At 58.0% G+C, this 25,738-nt stretch carries 20 protein-coding genes and 1 other annotated feature; of the genes, 8 read left to right on the top strand and 12 right to left on the bottom strand.

Annotated features, from left to right (window positions below; genetic code table 11):
- Nucleotides 1-81: 81 nt before the first annotated feature.
- Nucleotides 82-876 carry a TraB/GumN family protein gene (locus EDF75_RS00950; RefSeq protein ID WP_133596477.1) on the top strand — a complete coding sequence of 265 codons (795 nt, stop codon included), beginning with the start codon at nucleotides 82-84 and terminating at the stop codon, nucleotides 874-876.
- Between the two features lie 201 nt (nucleotides 877-1,077).
- The gene (ybaK, locus tag EDF75_RS00945) at nucleotides 1,078-1,557 is read left to right on the top strand and encodes a Cys-tRNA(Pro)/Cys-tRNA(Cys) deacylase YbaK (RefSeq protein ID WP_133596475.1); all 480 of its coding nucleotides are present in this window, start codon (nucleotides 1,078-1,080) and stop codon (nucleotides 1,555-1,557) included.
- A gap of 68 nt (nucleotides 1,558-1,625) precedes the next feature.
- Here the strand turns inward: ybaK and ushA are convergent, their stop codons facing one another.
- Complete coding sequence (gene ushA / locus EDF75_RS00940; RefSeq protein ID WP_133596473.1) at nucleotides 1,626-3,278, bottom strand: bifunctional UDP-sugar hydrolase/5'-nucleotidase UshA; 1,653 nt, start codon at nucleotides 3,276-3,278, stop codon at nucleotides 1,626-1,628.
- 163 nt (nucleotides 3,279-3,441) lie between these two features.
- Here ushA and EDF75_RS00935 point away from each other — a divergent pair, with 163 nt between their 5' ends.
- Both EDF75_RS00935 and ybaL read left to right on the top strand, forming a co-directional pair.
- On the top strand, nucleotides 3,442-4,662 hold the full coding sequence (locus EDF75_RS00935; protein ID WP_076944705.1) for an MFS transporter: 1,221 nt from the start codon (nucleotides 3,442-3,444) through the stop codon (nucleotides 4,660-4,662).
- 323 nt (nucleotides 4,663-4,985) lie between these two features.
- Complete coding sequence (gene ybaL / locus EDF75_RS00930; protein WP_045854259.1) at nucleotides 4,986-6,662, top strand: YbaL family putative K(+) efflux transporter; 1,677 nt, start codon at nucleotides 4,986-4,988, stop codon at nucleotides 6,660-6,662.
- Nucleotides 6,663-6,743: 81 nt separating this feature from the next.
- Here the strand turns inward: ybaL and EDF75_RS00925 are convergent, their stop codons facing one another.
- The 9 genes from EDF75_RS00925 to EDF75_RS00885 form a co-directional block, all read right to left on the bottom strand.
- Nucleotides 6,744-8,048 carry an inosine/guanosine kinase gene (locus EDF75_RS00925; RefSeq protein ID WP_133596471.1) on the bottom strand — a complete coding sequence of 435 codons (1,305 nt, stop codon included), beginning with the start codon at nucleotides 8,046-8,048 and terminating at the stop codon, nucleotides 6,744-6,746.
- 63 nt (nucleotides 8,049-8,111) lie between these two features.
- Nucleotides 8,112-9,074, bottom strand: coding sequence for a ferrochelatase (hemH, locus tag EDF75_RS00920; RefSeq protein WP_133596469.1), 963 nt, complete (start codon nucleotides 9,072-9,074; stop codon nucleotides 8,112-8,114).
- A 127-nt stretch (nucleotides 9,075-9,201) separates the two neighbouring features.
- On the bottom strand, nucleotides 9,202-9,846 hold the full coding sequence (gene adk, locus EDF75_RS00915) for an adenylate kinase (protein WP_128878903.1): 645 nt from the start codon (nucleotides 9,844-9,846) through the stop codon (nucleotides 9,202-9,204).
- Between the two features lie 192 nt (nucleotides 9,847-10,038).
- A complete protein-coding gene (gene htpG, locus EDF75_RS00910; RefSeq protein WP_132511343.1) occupies nucleotides 10,039-11,913 on the bottom strand; it encodes a molecular chaperone HtpG in 1,875 nt (624 codons plus the stop codon).
- 159 nt (nucleotides 11,914-12,072) lie between these two features.
- Nucleotides 12,073-12,678 carry a recombination mediator RecR gene (gene recR / locus EDF75_RS00905; protein ID WP_041144365.1) on the bottom strand — a complete coding sequence of 202 codons (606 nt, stop codon included), beginning with the start codon at nucleotides 12,676-12,678 and terminating at the stop codon, nucleotides 12,073-12,075.
- Complete coding sequence (locus EDF75_RS00900) at nucleotides 12,678-13,010, bottom strand: YbaB/EbfC family nucleoid-associated protein (RefSeq protein ID WP_041144364.1); 333 nt, start codon at nucleotides 13,008-13,010, stop codon at nucleotides 12,678-12,680. Before EDF75_RS00900 ends, recR begins: the two co-directional genes overlap by 1 nt.
- Before the next feature lie 57 nt (nucleotides 13,011-13,067).
- Nucleotides 13,068-14,975 carry a DNA polymerase III subunit gamma/tau gene (gene dnaX / locus EDF75_RS00895; RefSeq protein WP_133596467.1) on the bottom strand — a complete coding sequence of 636 codons (1,908 nt, stop codon included), beginning with the start codon at nucleotides 14,973-14,975 and terminating at the stop codon, nucleotides 13,068-13,070.
- Nucleotides 13,671-13,735: a sequence feature (DnaX frameshifting element), on the bottom strand. (Overlaps the previous gene by 65 nt.)
- 92 nt (nucleotides 14,976-15,067) lie before the next feature.
- Nucleotides 15,068-15,619, bottom strand: coding sequence for an adenine phosphoribosyltransferase (gene apt / locus EDF75_RS00890; RefSeq protein ID WP_041144362.1), 552 nt, complete (start codon nucleotides 15,617-15,619; stop codon nucleotides 15,068-15,070).
- 150 nt (nucleotides 15,620-15,769) lie between these two features.
- The gene (locus tag EDF75_RS00885) at nucleotides 15,770-16,147 is read right to left on the bottom strand and encodes a DUF454 family protein (protein WP_041147537.1); all 378 of its coding nucleotides are present in this window, start codon (nucleotides 16,145-16,147) and stop codon (nucleotides 15,770-15,772) included.
- Between the two features lie 69 nt (nucleotides 16,148-16,216).
- On the opposite strand from EDF75_RS00885, the gene priC reads away from it, so the two are divergent.
- Together priC and rsmS are read left to right on the top strand one after the other, a co-directional pair.
- Nucleotides 16,217-16,744: a primosomal replication protein N'' gene (priC, locus tag EDF75_RS00880; RefSeq protein WP_133596465.1), complete on the top strand. Its 528-nt coding sequence runs from the start codon at nucleotides 16,217-16,219 to the stop codon at nucleotides 16,742-16,744.
- 14 nt (nucleotides 16,745-16,758) lie between these two features.
- On the top strand, nucleotides 16,759-16,932 hold the full coding sequence (gene rsmS / locus EDF75_RS00875) for a pleiotropic regulatory protein RsmS (protein ID WP_072051774.1): 174 nt from the start codon (nucleotides 16,759-16,761) through the stop codon (nucleotides 16,930-16,932).
- Between the two features lie 39 nt (nucleotides 16,933-16,971).
- Here the strand turns inward: rsmS and mscK are convergent, their stop codons facing one another.
- Complete coding sequence (mscK, locus tag EDF75_RS00870) at nucleotides 16,972-20,316, bottom strand: mechanosensitive channel MscK (RefSeq protein ID WP_133596463.1); 3,345 nt, start codon at nucleotides 20,314-20,316, stop codon at nucleotides 16,972-16,974.
- Nucleotides 20,317-20,458: 142 nt separating this feature from the next.
- Complete coding sequence (gene acrR / locus EDF75_RS00865) at nucleotides 20,459-21,109, bottom strand: multidrug efflux transporter transcriptional repressor AcrR (protein WP_133596461.1); 651 nt, start codon at nucleotides 21,107-21,109, stop codon at nucleotides 20,459-20,461.
- 142 nt (nucleotides 21,110-21,251) lie between these two features.
- Between acrR and acrA the strand changes: the two genes are divergently transcribed.
- On the top strand, nucleotides 21,252-22,433 hold the full coding sequence (acrA, locus tag EDF75_RS00860) for a multidrug efflux RND transporter periplasmic adaptor subunit AcrA (protein ID WP_133596460.1): 1,182 nt from the start codon (nucleotides 21,252-21,254) through the stop codon (nucleotides 22,431-22,433).
- 34 nt (nucleotides 22,434-22,467) lie between these two features.
- Nucleotides 22,468-25,614, top strand: a complete 3,147-nt coding sequence (gene acrB, locus EDF75_RS00855) for a multidrug efflux RND transporter permease subunit AcrB (RefSeq protein WP_133596458.1) — start codon at nucleotides 22,468-22,470, stop codon at nucleotides 25,612-25,614.
- Nucleotides 25,615-25,738 lie beyond the last annotated feature (124 nt).

Below are 25,738 nucleotides of genomic sequence, written 5' to 3'. Positions count from 1 at the left end.
ATCGCACGCCGATCCTCCCGCCCACGCTTGCACCCTCAGGCCGCGCGCGCTAGCATGAGTTCTTCACTTTGCGGAGCGCGTATGGGCCTGTTAAACCGAATAAAAATGCTGTGGCGAGCCGCCGTTGGCCCGTCTTATTCCTGGCCGGCGCTGGATGTTACCCTCCCCGGCGGACGCTATCTGCACCTCGTCGGCAGCATTCATATGGGCACCCGCGATATGGCGCCGCCCCCGGCAAGGCTGCTGAAAAAAATTCGCCAGGCCGATGCGCTGATTGTGGAAGCCGATATTACCGGGAACGAAACGCCCTTCAGCAACCTCCCCTCTTATCCGCCGCTGGCCGAGCGCCTGAGTCCCGAACAGCGCGTTGAGCTGGAAGCCCGCGCCGCGGAGCTGGGGCTGGCAACCGCCCTCTTCGACAGCCAGCCGCTGTGGCAGGTTGCCATGGTGCTGCAGGCGACCCAGGCGCAAAAGCTGGGGCTTCGTCCGGATTACGGGATTGATTATCAGCTGCTGATGGCGGCGCGCGAAAGCCGCGTGCGGGTGATGGAGCTGGAGGGGACCGATAGCCAGATTGCGCTGCTGCGCGATTTGCCCGACGGCGGGCTGGCGCTGCTGGAAGACACGCTGACCCACTGGCGAACCAACGCCCGTCTTCTGCAGGTGATGATCGGCTGGTGGCTGGAGCAGCCGCCGGCAAAAGGGGCGACCTCGCTGCCCACGACCTTTAGCCAGTCGCTGTACGATGTTCTGATGCATCAGCGCAACCTCGCCTGGCGCGAGACGCTGCTGGCTCTGCCTCCGGGGCGCTACGTTGTCGCCGTCGGCGCGCTGCATTTATACGGTGAAGGGAACCTGCCTGATATGCTGACGTAAAAAAATGGCCAATATTTCTATTGGCCCGTCAAAGAGGAATTTCATCATTATTATTATCCCGAGATTCGCACCTCGGATCGTTCGATTGTCGCTCAAAGTGACCATCACTGCCAATACTATTGCGCAAGATGGTACTATTTTTTACACAATCATCAGGCGTATGCTTAACGTACATTAGATCGGTTGGTAAGAAGGATAGCGATGACTCCCGCCGTTAAGTTACTCGAAAAAAACAAAATTGCTTTTACGATCCACAGCTACGATCACGATCCCGGCGAAACCAATTTCGGCGACGAAGTGGTGCGCAAGCTCGGCCTGAACGCCGATCGGGTTTATAAAACGCTGCTGGTGGCGCTCAACGGGGATATGAAGCATCTGGCCGTGGCGGTCACCCCGGTTGCTGGTCAGCTGGATTTGAAAAAAGTGGCCAAAGCCCTGGGCGCGAAGAAAGTAGATATGGCCGACCCGATGGTGGCGCAGCGGGTAACCGGCTATCTGGTCGGCGGAATCAGCCCGCTTGGACAGAAAAAACGCCTGCCGACGGTGATTGACGCCCCGGCACAGGAGTTTGCCACCATGTATATCTCAGGCGGCAGGCGCGGGCTGGATATCGAGCTGGCGGCCAGCGATCTGGCGAAAATCCTGGATGCGAAGTTCGCCGATATCGCCCGCCGCGATTAATCCTCGCAGCCGGATCGCGCTGCGCTTCGCCGGGCTGAACCCACAACCCGGCGAGCGATGCGGTCCCGTTACTGCCAGCTCACCTCGCCTTTCGGCTCAAACACCGCCGCGTCGAGCGGGGAGTTCTTCTGGATATACTCCTTCAGCACCTCTGCGTCGATGAACCCGGTGTTGACGTAGCCTGGCTTAGCGTCGATGTGCGGATAGCCGTCGCCGCCGGTGCCGTTAAAGCTCAGGGTCGCCATGCGGTAGGTTTTCGTCGGATCGACCGGCTGGCCTTTGATTTTCAAATCATTCAGCTTGCCGTCTTTCGCCACAAAGCTGACGTTGGCGAACTGCGGATAGGCCCCGGAATCCGGTTTCATCTGCGCCACGGCGGTGAGATATTCCGTCACCTCCTGGCCGTTCATATCGATGTACACCAGCACGTTGCCGAACGGCTGCACCTTCATCACGTCTTTATAGGTAATATCCCCGGCTTCGATGGAGTCGCGGATACCGCCGCCGCTCATCACCGCAAAATCGGCTCCGCTGCGCGCCATCTGCGCCGCCAGCAGCAGCTGTCCCATATTGGTCTGCACGAAGCGTACCTTGCTGCGATCGCCCTCAAGATGACCGTTGACGCTGCCGATTTTCACCTGCAGCTGCGCTTTGCCCTTATTCTGGAACGGCGTCAGCAGCGATAGCATCTGCGCGTTTTCCGGGATCTGCGGCGTATAGAGCACGCGTTCGCTCTGGCCGTTGTCGTAGGTCACCTTTTTCTTCAGGTTGACCGGGATCAGCTGATAGTGCACCAGCTTCATTTCACCGTTGCGGAATTCAAAATCCGCGCGGCCCACGTATTTACCCCATTCGTGCGCCTGGACGATCCAGATGCCGTTTTGCTTGTCCGGCGCGCACGGCGTACCGGGAACGTAGTCCACCTGCTTTTTATTCTCCGCCGCCATGCATACCGGGTCCTGCGAATGACCGCCGACAATCATCGCCAGCGCTCCGGCAGGGAGGCTGCGCGCCATCTCCACGTCGCCCGGGGCATTCGAACCGTGAGCGCCGTTGTCATAATGGCCCATATGGGTCGTAGCCAGAATGACGTCCGGCTTTTCATTCTGCTGCAGCTCCTGAATCACCAGCTTCGCTTCTTCCGCCGGGTTGCGGAATTCAATATCGGTGAAGTACTCCGGGTTGCCAATTTTCGCCGTATCGTCCGTCGTCAGGCCAATCACCGCGATATTCAGCCCACCGCGCTTAAACAGGGCCCAGGGCTTAAACAGGCGCTCACCGGTGCTTTTCTGGTAAATATTGGCCGACAGGAACGGGAATTTAGCCCACTTCTCCTGCTGGCGCAGCACGCTGAGCGGATTATCAAACTCATGGTTGCCCACCGCCATCGCGTCGTAGCCCACCAGGTTCATGCCGCGAAAATCAGGCTCCGCATCCTGTAAATCAGACTCCGGAACCCCGGTATTAATATCGCCACCGGATAGCAGCAGCACGCTGCCGCCCTCGCTGGCAACCTCTTTGCGAATACCGTCCACCAGCGTTTTTTGCGCCGACAGGCCGTATTCACCGTAATCGCTGCGCCAGAAATGTCCGTGATGATCGTTGGTATGCAGGATGGTGATTTTATAGGTTTTATCCTGCTCATAGGCCTGCGCCGACAGGCTTCCCAGCGATAGCGCCGCCAATAACGCCAGCGCCACGCCCTGTTTCACAAATTGCATCTTTCACTCCCTGATTTAATAACAAGTGCCGAAAGTATAGCGAGTTAAGCCATTAGACAAATATGTTTTCAGAATTGCGGCTTCCTTCAAACCTTAGGCGCGGGTATGTTAGTCAGATAATAATTCCACCTGCATCCTCTAATAAGAACCTTTAAGTGAATCTATGGCAATGAATCAGACCGCTCAACCCTTATCCGGCTCCGCTGCGCCGCCGCAAAAAGCACGCACCTCGTTTCGCATTCTGGGGGCCATCAGCCTTTCCCACCTGCTGAACGATATGATCCAGTCGCTGATCCTCGCGATCTACCCGCTGCTACAGTCGGAGTTCTCCCTCTCCTTTGTGCAGATCGGCATGATCACCCTTACCTTCCAGCTCGCATCTTCGCTCCTGCAGCCGGTGGTGGGCTATATAACCGATAAGCACCCGATGCCGTGGTCGCTGCCCGTTGGCATGTGCTTTACCCTCTGCGGGCTGGTGCTGCTGGCGCTGGCGGGAAGCTTTGGCACGGTGCTGCTGGCCGCCGCGCTGGTCGGTACCGGCTCCTCGGTCTTCCATCCGGAATCTTCTCGCGTGGCGCGCATGGCCTCCGGCGGACGCCACGGCCTGGCGCAGTCGCTGTTCCAGGTTGGCGGAAACTTTGGCAGCTCGCTGGGCCCGCTGCTGGCGGCGGTCATCATTGCCCCTTACGGCAAAGGCAACGTTGCCTGGTTCGTGCTGGCCGCGCTGCTGGCTATCGTTGTGCTGTCGCAAATCAGCCGCTGGTACGCCGCGCAGCATCGGATGAACAAAGGTAAACCTAAGGCCGTCATCGCCAATCCGCTGCCCAAAAATAAAGTTATTCTGGCGGTAAGCATCCTGCTGATGCTTATTTTCTCGAAATACTTCTATATGGCGAGCATTAGCAGCTATTACACCTTTTATCTGATGGATAAGTTTGGCTTATCGATCCAAAATGCGCAGATTCACCTGTTTATCTTCCTGTTCGCGGTTGCCGCAGGAACGGTGATTGGCGGGCCTGTCGGCGATAAAATCGGGCGGAAATACGTAATTTGGGGCTCTATCCTTGGCGTAGCGCCGTTTACCCTTATTTTACCCTATGCCACCCTCGAGTGGACGGGGATTTTGACCATGATAATTGGTTTTATCCTCGCATCGGCGTTTTCTGCCATTCTGGTTTACGCCCAGGAGCTATTACCGGGCCGAATTGGCATGGTTTCCGGCCTGTTCTTCGGCTTTGCATTCGGAATGGGCGGCCTGGGAGCCGCGGTGCTGGGGCTGTTAGCCGATCACACCAGTATCGAGCTGGTCTATAAAATCTGCGCTTTCCTGCCTCTGCTCGGCATATTGACGATATTCCTCCCTAACAATCATCAAAAAGCGTGATTATACGGCAGCCAAAGTGAAAGTTTGGCTGCCGTCACCCCTTACCCCATCAGGATCGCCCGGCATTACCTGCCCCTGTTTTCCGATCTGTGCTTTTTTGCGGGCTAATTCCAGTTTTCGGCATAATTCAATAATTATTCATAAACAAAACGGCTAAAAGTGTCATAAACTATTACTCGGTTTTTTAGGTTTATGCACCAAACCATTCGAGTTGCATCAGGGCCGCGAGCAGGATGAACGCGCGAAGCTAACGCCGAGGCAGCCTGAAGGATGAGGTGCTTAATACCGAAAATGGATTGGCTCACCACATGCAAGGAGACGGAATGCACCACGCAACACCGCTTATCACCACCATTGTCGGCGGGCTGGTCCTCGCTTTTATTTTTGGCATGATCGCCAATAAGCTACGTATTTCTCCACTGGTGGGCTACCTGTTAGCGGGCGTACTCTCCGGCCCTTTTACCCCGGGTTTTGTCGCTGATACCAAGCTGGCGCCAGAGCTGGCCGAGCTTGGGGTCATTTTGCTGATGTTCGGCGTCGGTCTGCATTTCTCTTTAAAAGATTTAATGGCGGTAAAGTCGATAGCCATCCCCGGCGCGATTGCCCAGATAGGCGTGGCAACGCTGCTAGGTATGGCGCTTTCAGCGATGCTGGGCTGGTCGCTTATGACCGGTATCGTTTTTGGCCTGTGTCTTTCTACCGCCAGTACCGTGGTGCTGCTGCGCGCGTTGGAAGAACGCCAGCTTATTGATAGCCAGCGAGGGCAAATCGCCATCGGCTGGCTCATCGTCGAAGATTTAGTGATGGTGCTGACGCTGGTCCTGCTGCCCGCCGTCGCCGGAATGACGGAAAAAGGCGACGTCGGCCTGGCGTCGCTGGCCGTGGATATGGGCATTACTATCGGTAAAGTCGTCGCCTTTATCGCCATTATGATGCTGGTTGGCCGCCGCCTGGTGCCGTGGATTTTGTCGCGCAGCGCCGCGACCGGCTCGCGCGAACTGTTTACGCTTTCGGTGCTGGCGCTGGCGCTCGGCATTGCCTTCGGCGCGGTTGAGTTGTTTGACGTCTCCTTTGCCCTCGGTGCCTTTTTCGCCGGCATGGTGCTCAACGAATCCGAACTCAGCCACCGCGCCGCCCACGATACGCTGCCGCTTCGCGACGCGTTCGCGGTACTGTTCTTTGTTTCCGTTGGCATGCTGTTCGACCCGATGATCCTGCTGGAGCAGCCGCTGGCGGTGCTGGCAACGCTGGCGATTATCATCTTCGGTAAATCGGTGGTGGCCTACTTCCTCGTGCGGATGTTCGGCCACTCTCCGCGCACCGCGCTGACCATCGCCGCCAGCCTGGCGCAAATCGGCGAGTTCGCCTTTATCCTCGCCGGCCTCGGTATGGCGCTGGATCTGCTGCCGCAGGCCGGGCAAAACCTGGTGCTTGCCGGGGCGATTATCTCCATTATGCTCAACCCGGTGCTGTTCGCGCTGCTGGAGAAATACCTCGATAAAACCGAAACCCTCGATGAGCAAACCCTCGAAGAGGTGCTGGAAGAAGAGAAGCAAATTCCGGTCGATATCTGCAATCACGCGCTGCTGGTCGGCTTTGGCCGCGTCGGCAGCCTGCTCGGCGAGAAGCTGATGGCGCAGGGTATTCCGCTGGTGGTTATCGAAACGTCACGCACCCGCGTGGACGAGCTGCGCGAACGCGGCATCCGCGCGGTGCTGGGCAATGCGGCAAACGAAGAGATTATGAATCTGGCGCATCTGGACTGCGCCCGCTGGCTGCTTCTGACCATCCCTAACGGCTACGAGGCGGGAGAAATTGTGGCCTCTGCGCGCGAGAAGTGTCCGAACATCGAGATTATCGCCCGCGCGCACTATGATGACGAAGTGGACTATATTGTCGAACGCGGCGCGAACCAGGTGGTCATGGGCGAGCGCGAAATCGCCCGCGCCATGCTGCTGCTGCTGGAAACGCCGCCGGCGGGTGAAGTGGTCACCGGCTAGGCTCTGACGCCCTCTCGCCTCGGCTGAGGGCGCTCCTGTCCGTCTAACGGTTTCCCTCCCCCTGCGGCGAGGGAAACGCGCCTAGCGCTCCCAGTACGCCTCTTCGAGGCTGTCTTCCCGCTCCGGCAGCCCGCGGGTTAAACGCGGCGAGTGCTGATTCAGTACCTGATAGCTCACGCGGTTCGCGTATTTGCACACCTGCGCCAGAGATGAGTAGGTCAGCCACTTGCACTTGTGCTTGCTGGAGTTGGGGACGTTATTGCGGTGGTAGTTGTTGGCCGTGATATCGTGCAGCAGCGCCGCCAGCGCGCCGTCGCCGGCACCGTTGGTATTCATGATTTTCTCAGGCCCGCCCATGTACGGGGCGATGTGGGAGTAAATACGCAGCGGATTTTGACAATCCTGATGGCGCATCGCGCGGCTGAACTCGTACTGATTAAACTCGGCAATGGCTCCCGGCAGCAGCGGGTGCTGGGTTTTGCGTTTCGCCTCGTCTTCGGTGAAGCTGGCCATATACAGGCCCGCAGGCCCGGCGGTGCATAGCACCAGATCCACCCACTCCAGCGCCTTATCCGAGGCCAGCAGCGGATCGGCAAGCCCGGTCAGCGCCTCGGCCTCTTCTTCGTTCATCGCCAGAATCGAGACATTTTCCTTCAGGAAGTCCTGCCACCACTGCGGGTTGTCGGCAATGACGTATTTGGTGCCCAGCGTCAGCACCACCGGCACGTCGTGTTTTTTCGCATACTCAATCGCTTTCATCGTGGCGTCCGGCATCGGTTCGCCGGGCTTGCAGCGCACCAGATAAGAGGTCAGGACCAGCGCTGAGGCGCCGGCAATCACCTCTTCCGGGATACTTTCCGGACGCAGCTTATTCATGTGCCCTGGGCTGATGGCGAAGGTGCGTTCGCCGGAGTCGCCGATCAGGGTGAAGCAGCGGCCGATCGCCCCGTCCACGCCCTGAAGATAGTTAAGATCGGTACGGCTGGAGGTATTACAAAGATAGCGATAGGCGTAGCCGCCGATGTCGATATTGCTGCACATCACGCCAAGCAGCACCGAGCGATCGTCCGCCAGCACCGAATAGTTGTGCATGGTATTGCCGATGGTGCCACCGGCAAACTGGTGGGTGATAAGATCGTTATGCAGCAGATCCTGATAAAGCGCCTCGGCGATATCATCTTCAATCACCAGCGAATGTCCGGCGCTCAGGCCGTAGCGCTCGATAAACGCCTCATCCACTTTCGCTTCGATATCTACCAGCGTCTGGTCGATGCCGACCACCCAGGAGATAGCGGATTCATTTTCCGGCTGAATTTGCTGCAGCAGCGGATCGCGGGCGTTGACGGGGAAGTAGTGTTTAGATTTGCGTTTACCGGGAAATTTCATAGTGGTGGTTTAGTGGCAGTGGACAGGCGGGGAATAGTAGCATATTCCCCGCGCCGCACGCGATTAGCGATACGCTGCCGTCAGGTTAACCATCATTTCAATATGCGCAGCGTCGGCGTTGAGAGCGGGAATATATTCATATTTCTGCCCGCCGGCCTCGAGGAAGAACTCGCGGTTCTGCACGGCAATCTCTTCCAGCGTCTCCAGGCAGTCGGCGGAAAATCCAGGACAGATAACCTGGACGTGCTTCACGCCCTGCTCGCCCAGCATTTTCAGCGTCTCGTCGGTATACGGAGTCAGCCACGGCTCGCGGCCAAAGCGCGACTGGTAGGTCATCATCACCCGGTCGGGAGAGAGATCCAGCGCGGAGACCAGTTCACGGGTGGTATCGCGGCAGCGCTGCGGGTAAACATCCCCTTCGCGGGCGTAGCGCTGCGGAATACCGTGATAGGAGAGCAGCAGCACGTCCGGCTCGCCGTGTTCGGCAAACGAAGCGCGAACGCTGGCGGCGAGCGCCGCAATGTAGTCCACGTCGTCGGCATAATCACGGATAAAGGAGACTCCCGGGATCGCCCGCTTTTTGCCGAGGATCCGCGCCAGCTCGTCCCATACCGCCGCCACGGTGGAACAGGAGTACTGGGGATAGAGCGGCAGCACCACGATATGGTCAACGCCCTGGGCCAGCAGCTCGTCCACGGCGCTTTCAAGCGCAGGCGAACCGTAGCTCATCCCCAGCGCTACCGGCGTCTCCGGCAGTCGGGCGGCCAGCGCCTGCTGCTGCTGACGGCTGTAGACCATCAGCGGCGAGCCCTCTTCCATCCATACCGCCTGGTAAAGCTTCGCCACCCTCGGGGAGCGCAGAGGGAGGATCGCGCCGCGCAGCAGCGGCCACCACAGCAGACGAGGCGTATCAACGACCCGTTTGTCGCTCAGAAATTGTCGCAGATAGCGCTTCACCGCGTCGGGCGTGGGCGCATCGGGAGTGCCTAAATTGGCCAGCAAGATACCTGTTTTCGTCTGATGCATTACCGCCTCTTAACCATTTGAATCGCAGCCAATTGTAGCTGAAATGGCGCTAAACGGAACCAATCATAGAAAAAGGTAGAATGAGAGGTGTTCTCACCCCGTAATGACGGGATGAGAACGCACGGGATTAGCCGAGGATTTTTTCCAGCTCAACGCGAACTTCAGCCACGGCTTTGGTGCCGTCAACTTTGGCGTATTGGGTGTTGCCCGCCTGCGCTTCTTTCTGGTAGTAGCCGATCAGCGGCGCGGTCATCTGATGGTATTCCACCAGGCGCTTACGCACGGTCTCTTCCTGATCGTCTTTACGGGTGCTCAGCTCTTCGCCGGTCACGTCGTCTTTGCCTTCAACCTTCGGCGGGTTGAATTTGATGTGGTAAACGCGGCCGGAAGCGGCGTGGACGCGGCGACCGATGATGCGATCGACGATCAGCTCGTCCGGTACGTCAAACTCAAGGACGTAATCGACGGCGATGCCCGCTTCTTTCATGGCGTCAGCCTGAGGAATGGTGCGCGGGAAGCCGTCGAGCAGGAAACCGTTGCGGCAATCTTCCTGGGTAATACGCTCTTTCACCAGCGCAATCACCAGCTCATCGGTCACCAGCTTGCCGGCGTCCATAATGTCTTTGGCTTGCTTACCCAGCTCAGAGCCAGATTTCACAGCCGCGCGCAGCATATCACCGGTAGAGATTTGCGGAATACCGTATTTCTCCATGATGAACTGAGCCTGAGTTCCTTTACCCGCGCCCGGAGCGCCAAGCAGAATAATACGCATTACGAAAATCCCCTCAAAAGTCGATTCTATTTTTCAAAAACGCTAAACCATACCACCAGAACGCAGATGGCTCAAGGAAGGCAGAACGGCTGAAACGGTTAATGGTCAGTTTATTTTGGCTGAAGAGGGTATTTCAGAAGGTTTGAGGCAGATACCCTCCCCCGTTTCGGGAGAGGGTATTGAGGGCAGGAGTTAGGATGCCAGCAGCTGGTTCATGCGGCGGATAAACTGGTTAGGATCTTCCAGCGTACCGCGCTCGGCCAGCAGCGCCTGATCGAGCAGCAGCTCAACCCATTCGCCAAACTGAGCATCATCCTGGGTATCCGCGGCGCGTTTAACCAGCTGATGAGCCGGGTTCAGTTCAAAGATGTACTTCACTTCCGGCGCCGCCTGGCCCGCAGCGGCGAACAGCTTCGCCATCTGGGTGCTCATCTCATCCGCATCGGTGGTGACGATGGCCGGCGTATCGGTCAGACGGTGGGTCAGACGAACCTCTTTCACCCGCTCGCCCAGCAGCGTTTTCACGCGGTCAACGAACGGCTCCAGCGCCTTTTCGGCCTCTTTGGTGCTTTCATCGACTTCATCCGCCAGCTTATCCAGCGACTCGTCGGTTTTGGCTACCGACTGGAACGCCTTGCCGTCGAACTCGGTCAGATAGCTCATCATCCACTCGTCAATGCGGTCAGAGAGCAGCAGCACTTCGATGCCTTTCTTACGCAGCAGCTCGAGGTGCGGGCTGCTCTTCGCGGCGGCGTAGCTGTCGGCGGTGATGTAGTAAATCTTCTCCTGCCCTTCTTTCATGCGGGAGACGTACTCTTCCAGCGACACGGTCTGGGCGGCGGAGTCGGTATGCGTGCTGGCGAAGCGCAGCAGCTTAGCAATGGTCTGCTGGTTCGCAGCGTCTTCCGCCGGGCCCTCTTTCAGCGCCAGGCCGAACTGCTGCCAGAAGGTCTGATATTTTTCACCATCGTCTTTCGCCAGCTTTTCCAGCATCTGCAGCACGCGCTTGCTCAGCGCGCTGCGCAGGTTGCGGGTGACGCTGCTATCCTGCAGGATTTCGCGCGATACGTTCAGCGGCAGGTCGTTGGAATCAACGAGGCCGCGGACGAAGCGCAGGTAGTTAGGCATGAACTGCTCGGCGTCATCCATGATGAAGACGCGCTGAACGTACAGCTTCAGGCCATGTTTATGATCGCGGTTCCACATATCCCACGGCGCCTGGGACGGGATATACAGCAGGCTGGTGTACTCCTGCTTCCCTTCAACGCGGTTGTGGCTCCAGGTCAGCGGATCGCTATAGTCGTGGGCAATGTGCTTATAGAACTCGTGGTACTCGTCGTCTTTAATTTCCGACTTATTGCGCGTCCACAGCGCCTGCGCCTTGTTGATTTTCTCCCAGGAGATAACGGTTTCACCGTCAACTTCTTCCTGTTTTTCAATCTCTACCGGCAGCGCGATATGGTCGGAGTATTTGCTGATGATCGAGCGCACGCGCCAGTCGTTGAGGAAATCATCCTCGCCTTCGCGCAGATGCAGGGTGATCTCGGTCCCGCGATCGGCCTTGGTGATGTCGGCAACGGTGTAGTCACCTTCGCCGGCGGACTCCCAGAATACGCCGTTTTCGGCGCTGTCGCCCGCGGCACGCGTGCGTACGGTGACCTTATCGGCAACGATAAACGCGGAGTAGAAGCCGACGCCAAATTGACCGATCAGCTGGCTGTCTTTGGCCTGATCGGAGCCCATCGACTCGAGGAACGATTTGGTGCCGGATTTGGCAATCGTCCCGAGATGATCGATAACCTCGTCGCGATTCATCCCGATGCCGTTGTCGGCGATGGTCAGAGTGCGGTCGTCTTTGTTAAAAGAGACCCGTACGCGCAGCTCACCGTCGCCCTCGTAGAGATCCGGCTGCGACAGCGCGCGAAAGCGCAGCTTGTCGGCCGCATCGGAGGCGTTGGAAATAAGCTCGCGCAGGAAGATTTCTTTATTGGAATAGAGGGAATGGATCATCAGGTGCAGAAGCTGTTTTACTTCTGACTGAAAACCGCGAGTTTCTTGTCCTTTCATCTAGCTTAACCTCAACAATGCCATGTTTAATGGTAAAAAAACCGTTGAGTGTGAGATGGGGACGGGAGGAAAATTTTTCAAGCAACGGCGGCGAAAAATGCCGAATGCGCGAAATAATTCAGGCTGCGGACGACGCGCGCCAGCAGCCTGAATGTCGGACTAAAGCCGGATCTTATGCCGTCCGGCGAGGGAGTGCGACAGCGTGGTGCCGTCAACCATCTCCAGCTCGCCGCCAACCGGCACGCCGTGGGCGATGCGGCTGGCCTCTACGCCGTACTGCGCGCAGAGTTCGGCAATGTAGTTCGCGGTCGCTTCGCCTTCCACCGTGGGGTTGGTGGCGAGGATCACTTCCTGCATCGATTCGTCACGCAGTCGCTGCTCCAGGCGGTCAAGCCCGATGTCATCCGGGCCGATGCCGTCAAGCGGCGACAGGTGGCCCATCAGGACGAAGTAGCGGCCGGAAAACTGCCCGGTCTGCTCGATGGCGTAGATGTCCGCAGGACTCTCCACCACGCAGATCTGCCCGTTCTCCCGGCGGCGCGGATTGCTGCAAATATTGCACACCTCCTGCTCGGTGAAGGTGCGGCAATCGGCACAGTGGCCGATTTCCGACATGGCGCGCGTCAATGACTGCGCCAGACGCATCCCGCCGCTACGATCGCGCTGAAGTAGCGTAAACGCCATACGCTGCGCCGACTTCGGGCCAACGCCAGGCAGGCAGCGCAGTGCTTCCATAAGCTGAGTTAACAGCGGGCTGGTTTGCATCAGAACGGCATCTTAAAGCCAGGCGGCAGCTGCATACCGGAAGAGACGGAGGCCATTTTCTCTTTCTGGGTCTCTTCAATGCGGCGCGCCGCGTCGTTGAAGGCCGCAGCCACGAGGTCTTCCAGCATATCTTTGTCATCTTCCAGCAGGCTTGGGTCGATCTCCACGCGACGGCAGTTGTGCGCGCCGTTGATGGTGACTTTAACCAGTCCTGCGCCGGATTCACCGGTCACTTCCAGCCGGGCAATCTCTTCCTGCATCTGCTGCATTTTGTCCTGCATCTGCTGGGCCTGCTTCATCAGGTTACCCAGGCCGCCTTTTCCACCAAACATAGGCTTCTCTCTCAGTAGGTCATCGTTAAGGATGATGATGGCAAGTCGAACTTGTCATCAAATGGGGCGAATACTCTCTTCATCCAGGTCTGCATCGAAGAATCGGCGCAGCGTCTGGATGTTGTTATCCGCAATAATCGCTTCACGCGCCTGCGTGAGCTTCTCTTCATAAATTGCCTGCCGCCACTCCAGCGGCGTGCGCATCGCGGGATTATCGTCTTCCACGATGGTCAGTTCAACCGCTGCGCCGTATAAAACGCCGAGCGCTTCCGCCAGCTTTTGCTGCGCGCCAGCGGAGTTGAGATGCCGCTGGCTCGGCCGCAGATGCAGGCAGATACGGTTACCGTCCTGCTCTTTCCACGCGTTGAGCGCCACCTGCTCGACCAGCTTCGGCACCGCAAGCTGGTTAACTTCCGCCGCCCAGCTATCGCGTTCGACCGCTTCAACGGCAAGCTTTGCCGCCAGCTCCGGGGTTTTCTCATGCTCCAGCGCTTTCTTCAGCGCCTTCGGCGTGGCGACTTCTTCCTTCACCGTTTCGACGACGGTCGTCGATTTCCAGCGATAGGCTTCTTTCTTCGCCGGGGCCTGCTCCAGCGCCGCTGCAGCAGGTCGTGCCTGCACGCGCTCGGTAATCGAACTCAGACGCTCCAGCGCAGAGTTATTCACCGGCCGCGCGCGTGATGCGGCTGCCGGTTCACTCTTTTTTGGGCTGGGTGCTCCCTGATTACGCTGCAGATGGCTCCGCGCCGCCAGCACCTGACTGGTGTTCTGCGGCAAATTCTGCGGCGGCGGTGGTTGAACCGGCGGCGCCGCTGCGGCCTGCTGCGGTGCGGCGGCTATGGTCGGCACCGGCCGGACCTCCGGTTCGGGCAGCGGCTTATGCGGATGGAAAGCCAGCGCGCGCAGCAGGGTCATCTCAACGCCCATGCGCCGGTCAGGGGCATAGGGCAGCTCTTTACGGCCAATCAGCAGCGTCTGATAGTATAGCTGTACATCGGCAGGCGGGACGGTGCGCGCAAGCTCGCGCATCCGCTGCTCTATCGCGGCCATATCGGCGCCCAGCGCCGAAGGCGACAGCTGTACCATCGCGATGCGGTGCAGCAGGCCCTGCATCTCGACCAGCAGCGCCTCCCACTCTACGCCGCGCGACGCGGCCTCGTTAACGCCTGCCATCACCCGCTCGCCGTCGGCGGCTACCAGCGCCTCAATTAATGAGAGCGCCTGGTCGTCGTCCAGGGTGCCAAGCATCGCGCTGACCGACTCCGTCGTCAGGCGACCATCGCCGCTGGCAATGGCCTGATCGGTGAGGCTCAGGGCGTCACGCAGGCTGCCGTCCGCCGCGCGCGACAGCAGCTGCAGCGCTCGGGCTTCAAAGGCAATCTGCTCTTCGCCGAGGATATGCTCAAGCTGATGGCGGATCTGCTCGACGTCCAGCGCCTTCAGATGGAACTGAAGGCAGCGCGACAGGATCGTCACCGGCAGCTTTTGCGGATCGGTGGTGGCCAGCAGGAATTTGACGTGCGCGGGCGGCTCCTCCAGCGTCTTTAACAACGCGTTGAAGCTGTGGCGCGACAGCATGTGGACTTCATCGATCAGGTAGACTTTGAAGCGGCCACGGGCCGGCGCGTACTGAACGTTGTCCAGCAGATCGCGGGTATCTTCGACTTTCGTCCGCGAGGCGGCATCGATCTCTATCAGATCGACGAAGCGCCCCTGCTCTATTTCACGGCAGTTGTCGCACACGCCGCACGGCGTGGCGGTAATGCCGGTTTCACAGTTCAACCCTTTTGCCAGCAGGCGCGCAATGGAGGTTTTACCTACCCCGCGGGTGCCGGAAAAGAGATAAGCGTGATGGATGCGCCCTAACGACAAGCCGTTCGCCAGTGCGGTCAGCACATGTTCCTGGCCGACGACGTCAGCAAAGGTTTGTGGGCGCCATTTACGGGCTAAGACCTGATAACTCATGGGCTGGCTCTGAAACGCTGGAAGGTGAAATCACGAAGGGGCCATGCTATCACAGCCCCGCCGGATCGGCGAGGCTATGTATCGGGAAATGCTTAGTGACCCGGGAACGGAACCAGGCTGTAGCTGTTGATGCCCAGCTTATCCAGACGCTGCTCGCCGCCCAGATCGAACAGGTTGATGACGAAAGCGGCATCCTGCACCTCACCGCCCAGACGGCGGATCAGCTTCACGGTCGCATCGATGGTGCCGCCGGTCGCCAGCAGATCGTCAACCACCAGCACCTTGTCACCTTCTTTGATGGCGTCAACGTGGATTTCAAGGCTGTCGGTGCCGTACTCGAGCTCGTAGCTCTCGGAGATAGTTTCACGCGGCAGCTTACCCGGTTTACGTACCGGAACGAAGCCAACACCCAGCGCCAGCGCAACCGGTGCGCCAAACAGGAAACCACGCGCTTCGGTACCCACCACCTTGGTGATGCCGGCGTTTCTGTAACGCTCGGTCAGCAGCTCGATGCTCAGGGCATAGGCCTGCGGGTCTTCCAGCAAGCTGGTGACATCACGGAAAAGAATACCCGGTTTCGGATAGTCCTGAATGCTTTGGATGCTGTTCTTCAGATATTCAAGCTGCTGTGCAGTTGCGGTCATAAGTTTATGCCTGATAAAAACGGTGTTACTCACGGACGCGCCAAACGGGCCAGGGAAACATTTGATTAACCTTTGACCAGGCGTACCCGCGCTCGAAAACGCTCGAATTTACTGACTGTCAGCGACAATTGCAACAGGCATTATGGCGCATCAGTGCTTTTGTTGCTTTGCATCAACCACCGGAATACGCCACATAAATATCAGCAGGCAGGCCAGAATCACCAGCAGCATGATGCGTACCCACGTAAGCTTAACCAGCCACAGGGAAATGGCAAAGGTCAGTATAATCATTGCTATCGCCCGGGGCTTAGCGCCGGGCGGCATGGCGCGGTGCTGCTGCCAGTGGCGCAGGTAGCCGCCAAACCACGAGCGATACAGCAGCCAGTGATGAAAACGCGGCGACGAGCGGGCAAAGCACCAGGCTGCCAGCAGAATAAACGGCGTCGTCGGCAGTAAAGGCAGGAAGACGCCCAGCGTTCCCAGAACTACCGCCAGCCAGCCAATGATGATTAAAATAATACGTGGCATAATGCGAATCGTTATCAAGCAGATGTGGCTACTGTAGCACAGTTGCTTCTCAGACCAGGGAGGAGTTATTTGAAAACAACCCGGCTTTTACACTCGCTGGAAGAGCAGCTTGCCCGGCTGGCCGCAGAGGTCGCGCCGCTGGCCAACCACGCAACGCTGAGCGCCCGCTTCGATCGCCAGCTGTTCCGTACCCGCAGCACGCTGATGCAGGCCTATCTGGATGAAGCCCGGCATAATTTTGCCAATTTACAGCAGGCCGTTGCGCACCGGCAGCTGCCGCAGGTTGCGTGGCTGGCAGAGCGCCTGAGTGCGCAAATTGCCGCCATCAGCCGCGAGACGGCAACCTGGTCGCTGCGCAGCTGGGACAGCGCGGCATCGGGGCTGGGCCGCTGGCAGCGACGTCGGCTGAAGCATCAGGAGTATGAGCGTCGCCTGCTGGCCATGCGCAACGATCGCCAGCGGCAGTGGCTGCAGGCGACGACGCTCGATGAGCAGCAGCGCCTGGCGAAAGAGGTGGAGGCCTATGCCGGACGCCTTGCCCGCTGCCGCGATGCGCTGGAAAAAATAGAGAGCGTGCTGGCACGCATGATGCGCTAACGGAAGGAGTGAGAATGTCGCTAGAAAACGCCCCGGATGAAGTCAAACTGGCCGTTGATTTAATCATGCTGCTTGAAGAGAACCAGGTCAGCCCGCGCACGGTGCTCGGCGCGCTGGAAATCATTCGCCGTGATTATGAAAACAAGCTAAAGAACGCGCCGGGATCGGCGCAGAACGAAGAACGGTAGCGGGCTGCGGGGCGGCGCATCGGCCGCCCCGAGAGTTAATTAGCCGAGCGCCGGGGAAGGATCGTCCCCTTTAACTTCACGCTTCAGCTCCGTCACCTCATCACCCTTTTCATTACGCAGATGAACTTCCAGCTGGTTGAAGGCGATGTTGATGTTGTTTTCACGGCACAGGCGGTCGATGGTGCGGTTCAGTTCGTCCACCGTGTAGCTGCGATCGCGCAGTTCGCGAACGTAGAGACGCAGTTCGTGATCCAGCGTGCTGGCGCCAAAGGTCGTGAAGAAGACCGACGGCGCAGGTTCAGGCATGACCTTCGGATGCTCGTGCGCGGCCTGCAGCAGGACCTCCTTCACCTTATCCAGATTCGAACCGTACGCCACGCCGAGGCGGATGACGACGCGGGTAACGGTGTCGGACAGCGACCAGTTGATCAGGCGCTCCGTTACGAACGCTTTGTTCGGAATGATCACCTCTTTGCGGTCAAAGTCGGTAATGGTGGTCGCGCGGATGCGGATCTTGCTGACGGTGCCGGAGAAGGTCCCGATGGTAACCGTATCGCCGATGCGTACCGGGCGTTCAAACAGGATGATCAGGCCGGAAACGAAGTTACCGAAAATTTCCTGCAGGCCAAAGCCCAAACCTACCGACAGCGCGGCCGCCAGCCACTGCAGTTTGTCCCACGATACCCCCAGCGAGCCGAACACCGTCATCGCGCCAATGGCGATAATGGCGTAGTTCAGAATCGAGGTGATCGCATACGACGTCCCCTGGCGCATGTTGAGCCGCGACAGGATCAGCACTTCCAGCAGGCCCGGCAGGTTGCGGATGAGCGCCCAGGCCACCATCGAGGCCACTATCGCAAACAGCAGGCTGCCCATGGTGACGCTTTTTACCACGTTGACGCCGGCTTCGGTGCCGTTGTAGTGCCACAGGGTGATGCTGTCGAGATAGGCAAATACAGTGATCAGATCCGACCAAATGGCCCAGAACAGGATGCCGAACAGCGCGATCATCACCAGCATGGTGATGCGCAGCGTTTGCTGGTTGACCTGCTCCAGCGCAATCGTCGGCTCCTCCTGCGGCTCGGCGCCTTCGGCGCCCTCTTTGACCAGGTGCTGACGGCGAGCCAGCGCGCGACGCCAGGCGATGCGGCGGGCCGCCACGCTCAGGCCGCGCAGCACGGTCTGATACAGCAGATTCCACAGCATCACCAGATAGACGGTTTCAATCCAGCGGCCGGCAAGGCGCAGCGTGGTATAGAAGTAGCCGGTTGCGGTCAGCGCCATCAGCGCGATGGGGACGATCGACAGCACGGTGACGGTCGCCAGGCGCAGGCTGTGCGACTCCTTGTCGCGCCAGCTTTCGCGGCACATCGGCCACACCAGCACCGCGATCAGCAGCAGGTTGATAAAGATAACGAACTGCCCCAGCACATCGTCCATCAGATGCAGCGGAGAGAGTTCGGAGATAACCGACCACAGGTTCAGCGGCAGCAGCGCCAGGCTGACGCGGACAATCTGCCGACGCCAGTGGCTGGTGAGCTGCGGCGGCATATTGAAGTGGCTTACCGCCACGCCGTCTTTTTCCAGAACCTTCCAGCACAGGCCAAACACCAGCCAGAACAGCGCCAGCTTCTTGCTGTAGGCCCACAGCAGATCGCTGATATTGAGCTGCATCGTCAGCAGAATCAGGCCCGCGGCGAGGATCAGCAGCACCACCGGCAGCGCTCTTATCAGATCGATCAAAATCGCTTTTGGCGTATGCAGCTGGGTATCGTTACGCAGCTGCCCGACCTGCGACGCCAGCTTTGCCTGGTAGCTGCGCAGCCACTGCAGGCGCCAGCGGATAAGGCCGGCAATCAGCAGCAGCGGCAGCCCGGCAAGGAAGGCCACAAAGACGGCGGGCCAGGCTTTTTCCCAGTTCACGGTGATTTTCATCGCCTTAAACTGCCCCTTCAGCGCCTCAGGGAAGGATTTGATCCACTCCCAGTCCATGGGCTTGTTGCTGTTAACCCAGAAAATTTGCTGGGTCAGGATAGCTTTCAGGGCGCTGGAGACGCTCATCAGCTGCTGCTGGTTAATCTGCAGGTTGATCGCCATCATCAGCTGATTACCCAGCTGCTTATTGAACTGATCGAGCAGCTCGCGGCGCATATCCACCACGTCCAGCAGGGCGTCGTGGACTTCCGGATTCACGTCGCTGCTGTGCCCTTCTTCCAGTTTTGCGACGTAGGCGTCGCTCTGGAACAGGGCGTCGCGCTGCTGGTTCACCTCAAATTGTTCGAGGCGCAGGTCGGCGATGCGGTTGGTCATATCCTCCAGCTCGTCGGCAGACGGCAGCGTCTGCTGCTGCTGGTAGAGGATACGCGACAGCAGCAGGCTGCCTTTGAGGACCGAAATCTGTTCTTTAATATCGCGTTCCGACTGCAGCGCGCGATCGAGCCAGTTTTTGACCTTGATATTGCGCTGCACCAGCTGGTTGCCGCTTTCAGTCGCCGAAATCAACCTCTGGCTAAGCTGGTGGTTAATCTCCAGCTCCTGCTTCACCAGCGGATTGGCCTGAATGCGTGCGGTTTCATCTGGCGTTACCGCTTCCTGCGCGGTTTTTTCCGTCAGCGTCAGCCGCTTGCTGTTAACGGCTTCCTGCAGCAGCTGCAGCTGATGCTCCAGACGGTTGCTGTTGGCGCTGACGTAGTCCCGCTGCTTCTGCAGCGTGTCCTGCAGGACGGTATTTCCTTCCAGACTTTTACGCTGCTGGTCGATCTGCGCGTTCAGCAGCGCCTGCTGCGTCAGCAGAAGGCTCTGCTGGGTTGGGCGCAGGGCCTCCTCCCCCACCGAGGTGCCGTTCAGCCGGTTACGGATCTGCTGCAATTGCTGGGACGCCGAGTACATCGCGTTCTGCACGCGCTCCGGCTGGGTTTGCAAAGCAACCAGCTGGCTGTTGTACGTCGCCAGATCGTTCTGGGCATTTTGCAGATCGTCGAGGGTCTGGGTGACGCGGGCTTCCAGCTGACGGAGCGACAGCGAGGCCAGCGTTTTGCGCGTGGCCTCATCGTCAGGCACATCGCCGAGCGCGTTCAGGCCATCGACCGCCTGGCGCATTTTCGCCGGGGCCTGATCGACCTGCTGGCGCAGCTGGGCCGACTCCGACTTGATGCGCTCAATTTTATCGAGCGTTTCGAGGGTTTGCGTCAGGTCCTGCTGAACCAGCTTGTCCTGAGGGGTGAGCTCTTTCTGCTTATTCAGCGTATTGAGCTGGCTCTGCACTTCGGAGCGATCGGGTAAATCGGCCGCAAAGGCCCGCGTTGCGCCAAGGCTGCCAACGAAAAACATCAGTACAATTACAAAAGCGGAAATGGCGTTTCGCCAACGAATAGTATGCAGCATAGTGTTAACATGAATGATTGCAGAAGCCGGAGAATACCGGGGGTCGTCGCAGCGCGCAGAATAGCACTTCTACCCGCGCGCGAATAGCGGCGGATAGCGGCATTTTTTCGCGCCGGTTCAGGCCGGGAATTTGCGCGAAGCGCTAGATCGCAGCCTCGGCTGGAGCCCGCAGTGACGGGCAAAACTGATACATCTCGAGAAGCGTCTCGACAAATTCGCGCGCGTCTTTTTGCAGATCGAAAGAGTCCGGCGCAAATAGCCAGTTTTCCATCAGGCCAGAAAGGTAGCTGCGCATTAAAAGCGCCGCCCGCCGGGTTAATAAATTGGCCGGCAGCATCTTCGCCGCAATACATTCGTTGAGGGTGTGCTCGATGCGATCGTAGCTCTCGAGACAGAGGCTGCGCTGCGCCTCCTGGACCACCGCCATCTCGCCAACAAACTCACATTTATGGAAGATGATTTCCATCATCAGCCGCCGACGCTCTTCTGTCACCGTTGCTTCAAGAATATAGACTAAGATCTCACGGACAACTGACAGTGGATCGTTGGGGAATTTTGCCCGATACTCAACTTCGAGGTCACTAATGCTGGCCTCCGAAAGCACCCATATTTCATTAAATAAATCTGATTTATTCTTGAAATGCCAGTAGATAGCCCCCCTCGTCACCCCTGCAGCTTTTGCAATTGCTGCCAACGAGGTAGATGATACGCCTTGCTGCGAAAACAAACGCAGAGCAACGTCCAGAATGTGTTGCCGGGTTTCAAGTGCCTGTTGTTTGGTTTTTCGTGCCATAGGTCGATGAGTTTACAGAGGTTACGTTTACATACATTTGTGAATGTATGTACCATAGCATGACCATAATAGAAACACAGCAGTGGGTTTGTGGTCGTTTGAGCCACTGAACAATTTGAAATTGGACACTCGAGGTTTACATATGAACAAAAACAGAGGGTTAACGCCTCTGGCGGTCGTTCTGATGCTCTCAGGCAGCTTAGCGCTAACAGGATGTGACGACAAACCGGCTCAACAAGGGGCCCAGCAAATGCCGGAAGTCGGCGTTGTGACGCTCAAATCCGCACCTCTACAAATCACCACCGAGCTGCCTGGCCGCACCAGTGCATATCGCGTTGCTGAAGTTCGCCCTCAGGTGAGTGGCATTATTCTGAAACGTAACTTCACTGAAGGCAGCGATATCCAGGCAGGTGTGTCCCTTTATCAGATCGATCCGGCAACCTATCAGGCCAGCTACGAAAGCGCGAAAGGCGACTTAGCCAAGGCGCAGGCGGCGGCAAATATCACCCAGCTGACGGTTAAGCGCTACCAGAAACTGTTAGGCACCAAATACATCAGTCAACAAGACTACGACACCGCAGTTGCTGACGCTCAGCAGAACAATGCGGCCGTCGTGGCGGCAAAAGCTGCCGTGGAAACCGCGCGTATTAACCTGGCGTACACCAAAGTCACGTCGCCTATCAGCGGTCGTATTGGTAAATCGGCCGTAACGGAAGGTGCGCTGGTGCAGAACGGCCAGACCACCGCGCTGGCCACCGTTCAGCAGCTGGACCCGATCTACGTTGACGTGACCCAGTCGAGCAACGATTTCCTGCGCCTGAAACAGGAGCTGGCAAACGGTAAGCTGAAACAGGAAAACGGCAAAGCCAAGGTCGAGCTGGTCACCAGCGATGGTCTGAAGTATCCGCAGGGCGGCACGCTGGAATTTTCTGACGTGACCGTTGATCAGACCACCGGTTCTATCACTCTGCGCGCTATCTTCCCGAACCCGGATAACTCCCTGCTGCCAGGTATGTTCGTCCGCGCGCGTCTGGAAGAAGGCACCAACCCTGACGCACTGCTGGTACCACAGCAGGGTGTAACCCGCACTCCGCGCGGTGATGCCAGCGTAATGGTGGTGGGCGAAGGCGATAAGGTCGAGGTTCGTCAGGTCACTGCAACGCAGGCGATTGGCGATAAATGGCTGGTCACTACCGGGGTGAAATCGGGCGATCGCGTCATCGTCACCGGACTGCAAAAAGTAAAACCAGGCGTGCAGGTGAAAGCGCAGGAAGTAGCCTCTGACGATAAGCAGCAAGCCGCAAGCAGCGCTAAGTCAGAGTAAACCAGGTCTTAACTTAAACAGGAGCCGTTAAGACATGCCTAATTTCTTTATCGATCGCCCCATATTCGCATGGGTGATCGCCATAATAATCATGCTAGCTGGGGGACTTGCGATCCTGAAGCTGCCTGTCGCGCAATATCCAACGATTGCGCCGCCGGCGGTGACAATTTCCGCAACCTACCCGGGAGCTGATGCGAAAACGGTGCAGGATACCGTCACGCAGGTTATCGAACAGAACATGAACGGTATCGATAACCTGATGTACATGTCCTCCAACAGTGACTCAACCGGTACGGTTCAGATCACGCTGACCTTCCAGTCCGGTACCGACGCGGATATCGCGCAGGTGCAGGTGCAGAACAAACTGCAGCTCGCGATGCCGCTGCTGCCTCAGGAAGTACAGCAACAGGGCGTGAGCGTGGAGAAATCCTCCAGCAGCTTCCTGATGGTTGTCGGCGTTATCAACACCAACGGCACCATGACGCAGGAGGATATTTCCGACTACGTTGGCGCCAACATGAAGGATGCGATCAGCCGTACGTCAGGCGTGGGCGACGTTCAGCTGTTTGGTTCCCAGTACGCGATGCGTATCTGGATGGATCCGAACAAGCTGAACAACTTCCAGCTGACGCCGGTCGATGTCATTAGCGCCATTAAAGCGCAGAACGCCCAGGTTGCAGCCGGTCAGTTAGGCGGTACGCCGCCGGTGAAAGGCCAGCAGCTGAACGCTTCGATCATTGCGCAAACGCGTCTGAAATCTGCGGACGAATTTAGCAACATCCTGCTGAAAGTGAACCAGGACGGTTCGCAGGTTCGCCTACGCGATGTGGCGAAGGTCGAGCTCGGTGGCGAAAACTACGACATCATCGCTAAGTTTAACAACCAGCCGGCTTCCGGTCTGGGTATCAAACTGGCGACCGGCGCTAACGCACTGGATACCGCAAACGCCATTCGCGCTGAACTGGCAAAAATGGAGCCGTACTTCCCGTCAGGCCTGAAGATTGTTTACCCGTATGACACCACGCCGTTCGTGAAAATCTCCATTCATGAAGTGGTTAAAACGCTGGTTGAAGCCATTATCCTGGTCTTCCTGGTTATGTACCTGTTCCTGCAGAACTTCCGCGCCACGCTGATTCCAACCATCGCGGTTCCGGTGGTCCTGTTAGGGACATTCGCCATCCTCTCCATCTTTGGCTTCTCGATAAACACCTTGACCATGTTTGGTATGGTGCTGGCGATAGGCCTGCTGGTGGATGACGCCATCGTGGTGGTAGAAAACGTCGAGCGCGTCATGGCCGAGGAGGGGCTCCCGCCGAAGGAAGCAACCCGTAAATCCATGGGCCAGATCCAGGGCGCGCTGGTCGGTATCGCGATGGTGCTGTCGGCGGTATTCATCCCGATGGCCTTCTTCGGCGGCTCAACCGGGGCGATTTATCGTCAGTTCTCCATCACGATCGTTTCGGCGATGGCGCTGTCGGTACTGGTGGCATTGATTCTGACTCCGGCGCTGTGCGCCACGATGCTGAAACCTATCGCTAAAGGCGGTCACGGCGAGCACAAAGGCTTCTTTGGCTGGTTTAACCGCATGTTCGATAAGAGCACCCACCACTACACCGATAGCGTAGGCAACATCCTGCGCAGTACCGGTCGTTATCTGGTGCTGTATCTGATCATCGTTGTCGGAATGGCCTTCCTGTTCGTTCGTCTGCCGAGCTCGTTCCTGCCGGATGAAGACCAGGGCGTGTTCCTGAGCATGGCGCAGCTGCCTGCTGGCGCCACCCAGGAGCGTACGCAGAAAGTGCTGGATGAGATGACGGACTACTACCTCACGAAAGAGAAGGCCAACGTTGAATCCGTGTTCGCGGTTAACGGCTTTGGCTTCGCGGGTCGTGGTCAGAACACCGGTATTGCGTTCGTTTCTCTGAAAGACTGGAGCGAACGTCCGGGCAGCGAGAACAAGGTTGAAGCGATTACCGGTCGGGCGATGGCGCGCTTCTCGCAGATTAAAGATGCGATGGTCTTCGCCTTTAACCTGCCGGCTATCGTCGAGCTGGGTACCGCAACCGGCTTTGACTTCCAGCTGATCGACCAGGGTGGCTTAGGCCACGAAAAACTGACCCAGGCGCGTAATCAGCTGTTTGGTGAAATAGCGAAGCACCCTGACCTGCTGGTCGGCGTGCGTCCGAACGGCCTGGAAGATACGCCGCAGTTCAAGGTGGATATCGATCAGGAGAAAGCGCAGGCGCTGGGCGTCTCCATCAGCGACATCAATACCACGCTGGGCGCAGCCTGGGGCGGTAGCTACGTCAACGACTTTATCGACCGCGGTCGCGTGAAGAAGGTGTACGTGATGTCCGAAGCGAAATACCGCATGCTGCCGGAAGATATTGGCAACTGGTACGTTCGCGGTAGCGACGGGCAGATGGTGCCGTTCTCGGCCTTCTCAACGTCGCACTGGGAGTACGGTTCACCGCGTCTGGAACGCTATAACGGTCTGCCGTCAATGGAAATCCTCGGCCAGGCGACTCCGGGTAGAAGTACCGGTGAAGCCATGAACCTGATGGAAGAACTGGCGGGCAAGCTGCCGGCTGGCGTTGGCTACGACTGGACCGGTATGTCCTATCAGGAACGTCTGTCCGGTAACCAGGCTCCGGCACTGTATGCCATCTCGTTGATTGTGGTATTCCTGTGTCTGGCAGCGCTGTATGAAAGCTGGTCGATTCCGTTCTCGGTTATGCTGGTTGTACCGCTCGGGGTTATCGGCGCGCTGCTGGCCGCAACCTTCCGCGGTCTGACTAACGACGTGTACTTCCAGGTTGGTCTGCTGACCACCATCGGCCTGTCGGCGAAGAACGCGATACTTATCGTAGAGTTTGCCAAAGACCTGATGGATAAAGAAGGCAAGGGCCTGATTGAGGCGACGCTGGAAGCGGTACGTATGCGTCTGCGTCCAATCCTGATGACCTCGCTGGCCTTTATCCTCGGGGTTATGCCGCTGGTTATCAGCTCCGGCGCAGGCTCCGGCGCGCAGAACGCCGTAGGTACCGGCGTAATGGGCGGGATGGTCACCGCGACGGTTCTGGCAATCTTCTTCGTGCCGGTATTCTTCGTGGTCGTTCGTCGCCGTTTCAGCAAGAAAACGGAAGATATTGAGCACAGTCATCCGACCGGGCATCATTAATCTCTGAACTCAGGGCCGCATTTGCGGCCCTTTTTTTATCGATGAAAGCGCACACAATGTGATTGTTTAGCGGATGTTCTGCTATATAATCAGCAAAGATATGACATAACCTATTTTTACCAGA

This window comes from Klebsiella sp. BIGb0149 (assembly GCF_004362605.1).
In the GTDB taxonomy this organism is placed as follows: Bacteria; Pseudomonadota; Gammaproteobacteria; order Enterobacterales; family Enterobacteriaceae; genus Klebsiella; species Klebsiella terrigena.
Note: the sequence above shows the minus strand (reverse complement) of the source record. Positions and strands in the feature narration are given on the sequence as shown.

Coding starts and splice junctions, on each gene's coding strand:
- EDF75_RS00950 (WP_133596477.1), top strand. CDS start 82: ATGGGCCTGTTAAACCGAATAAAAATGCTGTGGCGAGCCGCCGTTGGC.
- ybaK (WP_133596475.1), top strand. CDS start 1,078: ATGACTCCCGCCGTTAAGTTACTCGAAAAAAACAAAATTGCTTTTACG.
- ushA (WP_133596473.1), bottom strand. CDS start 3,278: ATGCAATTTGTGAAACAGGGCGTGGCGCTGGCGTTATTGGCGGCGCTA.
- EDF75_RS00935 (WP_076944705.1), top strand. CDS start 3,442: ATGGCAATGAATCAGACCGCTCAACCCTTATCCGGCTCCGCTGCGCCG.
- ybaL (WP_045854259.1), top strand. CDS start 4,986: ATGCACCACGCAACACCGCTTATCACCACCATTGTCGGCGGGCTGGTC.
- EDF75_RS00925 (WP_133596471.1), bottom strand. CDS start 8,048: ATGAAATTTCCCGGTAAACGCAAATCTAAACACTACTTCCCCGTCAAC.
- hemH (WP_133596469.1), bottom strand. CDS start 9,074: ATGCATCAGACGAAAACAGGTATCTTGCTGGCCAATTTAGGCACTCCC.
- adk (WP_128878903.1), bottom strand. CDS start 9,846: ATGCGTATTATTCTGCTTGGCGCTCCGGGCGCGGGTAAAGGAACTCAG.
- htpG (WP_132511343.1), bottom strand. CDS start 11,913: ATGAAAGGACAAGAAACTCGCGGTTTTCAGTCAGAAGTAAAACAGCTT.
- recR (WP_041144365.1), bottom strand. CDS start 12,678: ATGCAAACCAGCCCGCTGTTAACTCAGCTTATGGAAGCACTGCGCTGC.
- EDF75_RS00900 (WP_041144364.1), bottom strand. CDS start 13,010: ATGTTTGGTGGAAAAGGCGGCCTGGGTAACCTGATGAAGCAGGCCCAG.
- dnaX (WP_133596467.1), bottom strand. CDS start 14,975: ATGAGTTATCAGGTCTTAGCCCGTAAATGGCGCCCACAAACCTTTGCT.
- apt (WP_041144362.1), bottom strand. CDS start 15,619: ATGACCGCAACTGCACAGCAGCTTGAATATCTGAAGAACAGCATCCAA.
- EDF75_RS00885 (WP_041147537.1), bottom strand. CDS start 16,147: ATGCCACGTATTATTTTAATCATCATTGGCTGGCTGGCGGTAGTTCTG.
- rsmS (WP_072051774.1), top strand. CDS start 16,759: ATGTCGCTAGAAAACGCCCCGGATGAAGTCAAACTGGCCGTTGATTTA.
- mscK (WP_133596463.1), bottom strand. CDS start 20,316: ATGCTGCATACTATTCGTTGGCGAAACGCCATTTCCGCTTTTGTAATT.
- acrR (WP_133596461.1), bottom strand. CDS start 21,109: ATGGCACGAAAAACCAAACAACAGGCACTTGAAACCCGGCAACACATT.
- acrA (WP_133596460.1), top strand. CDS start 21,252: ATGAACAAAAACAGAGGGTTAACGCCTCTGGCGGTCGTTCTGATGCTC.
- acrB (WP_133596458.1), top strand. CDS start 22,468: ATGCCTAATTTCTTTATCGATCGCCCCATATTCGCATGGGTGATCGCC.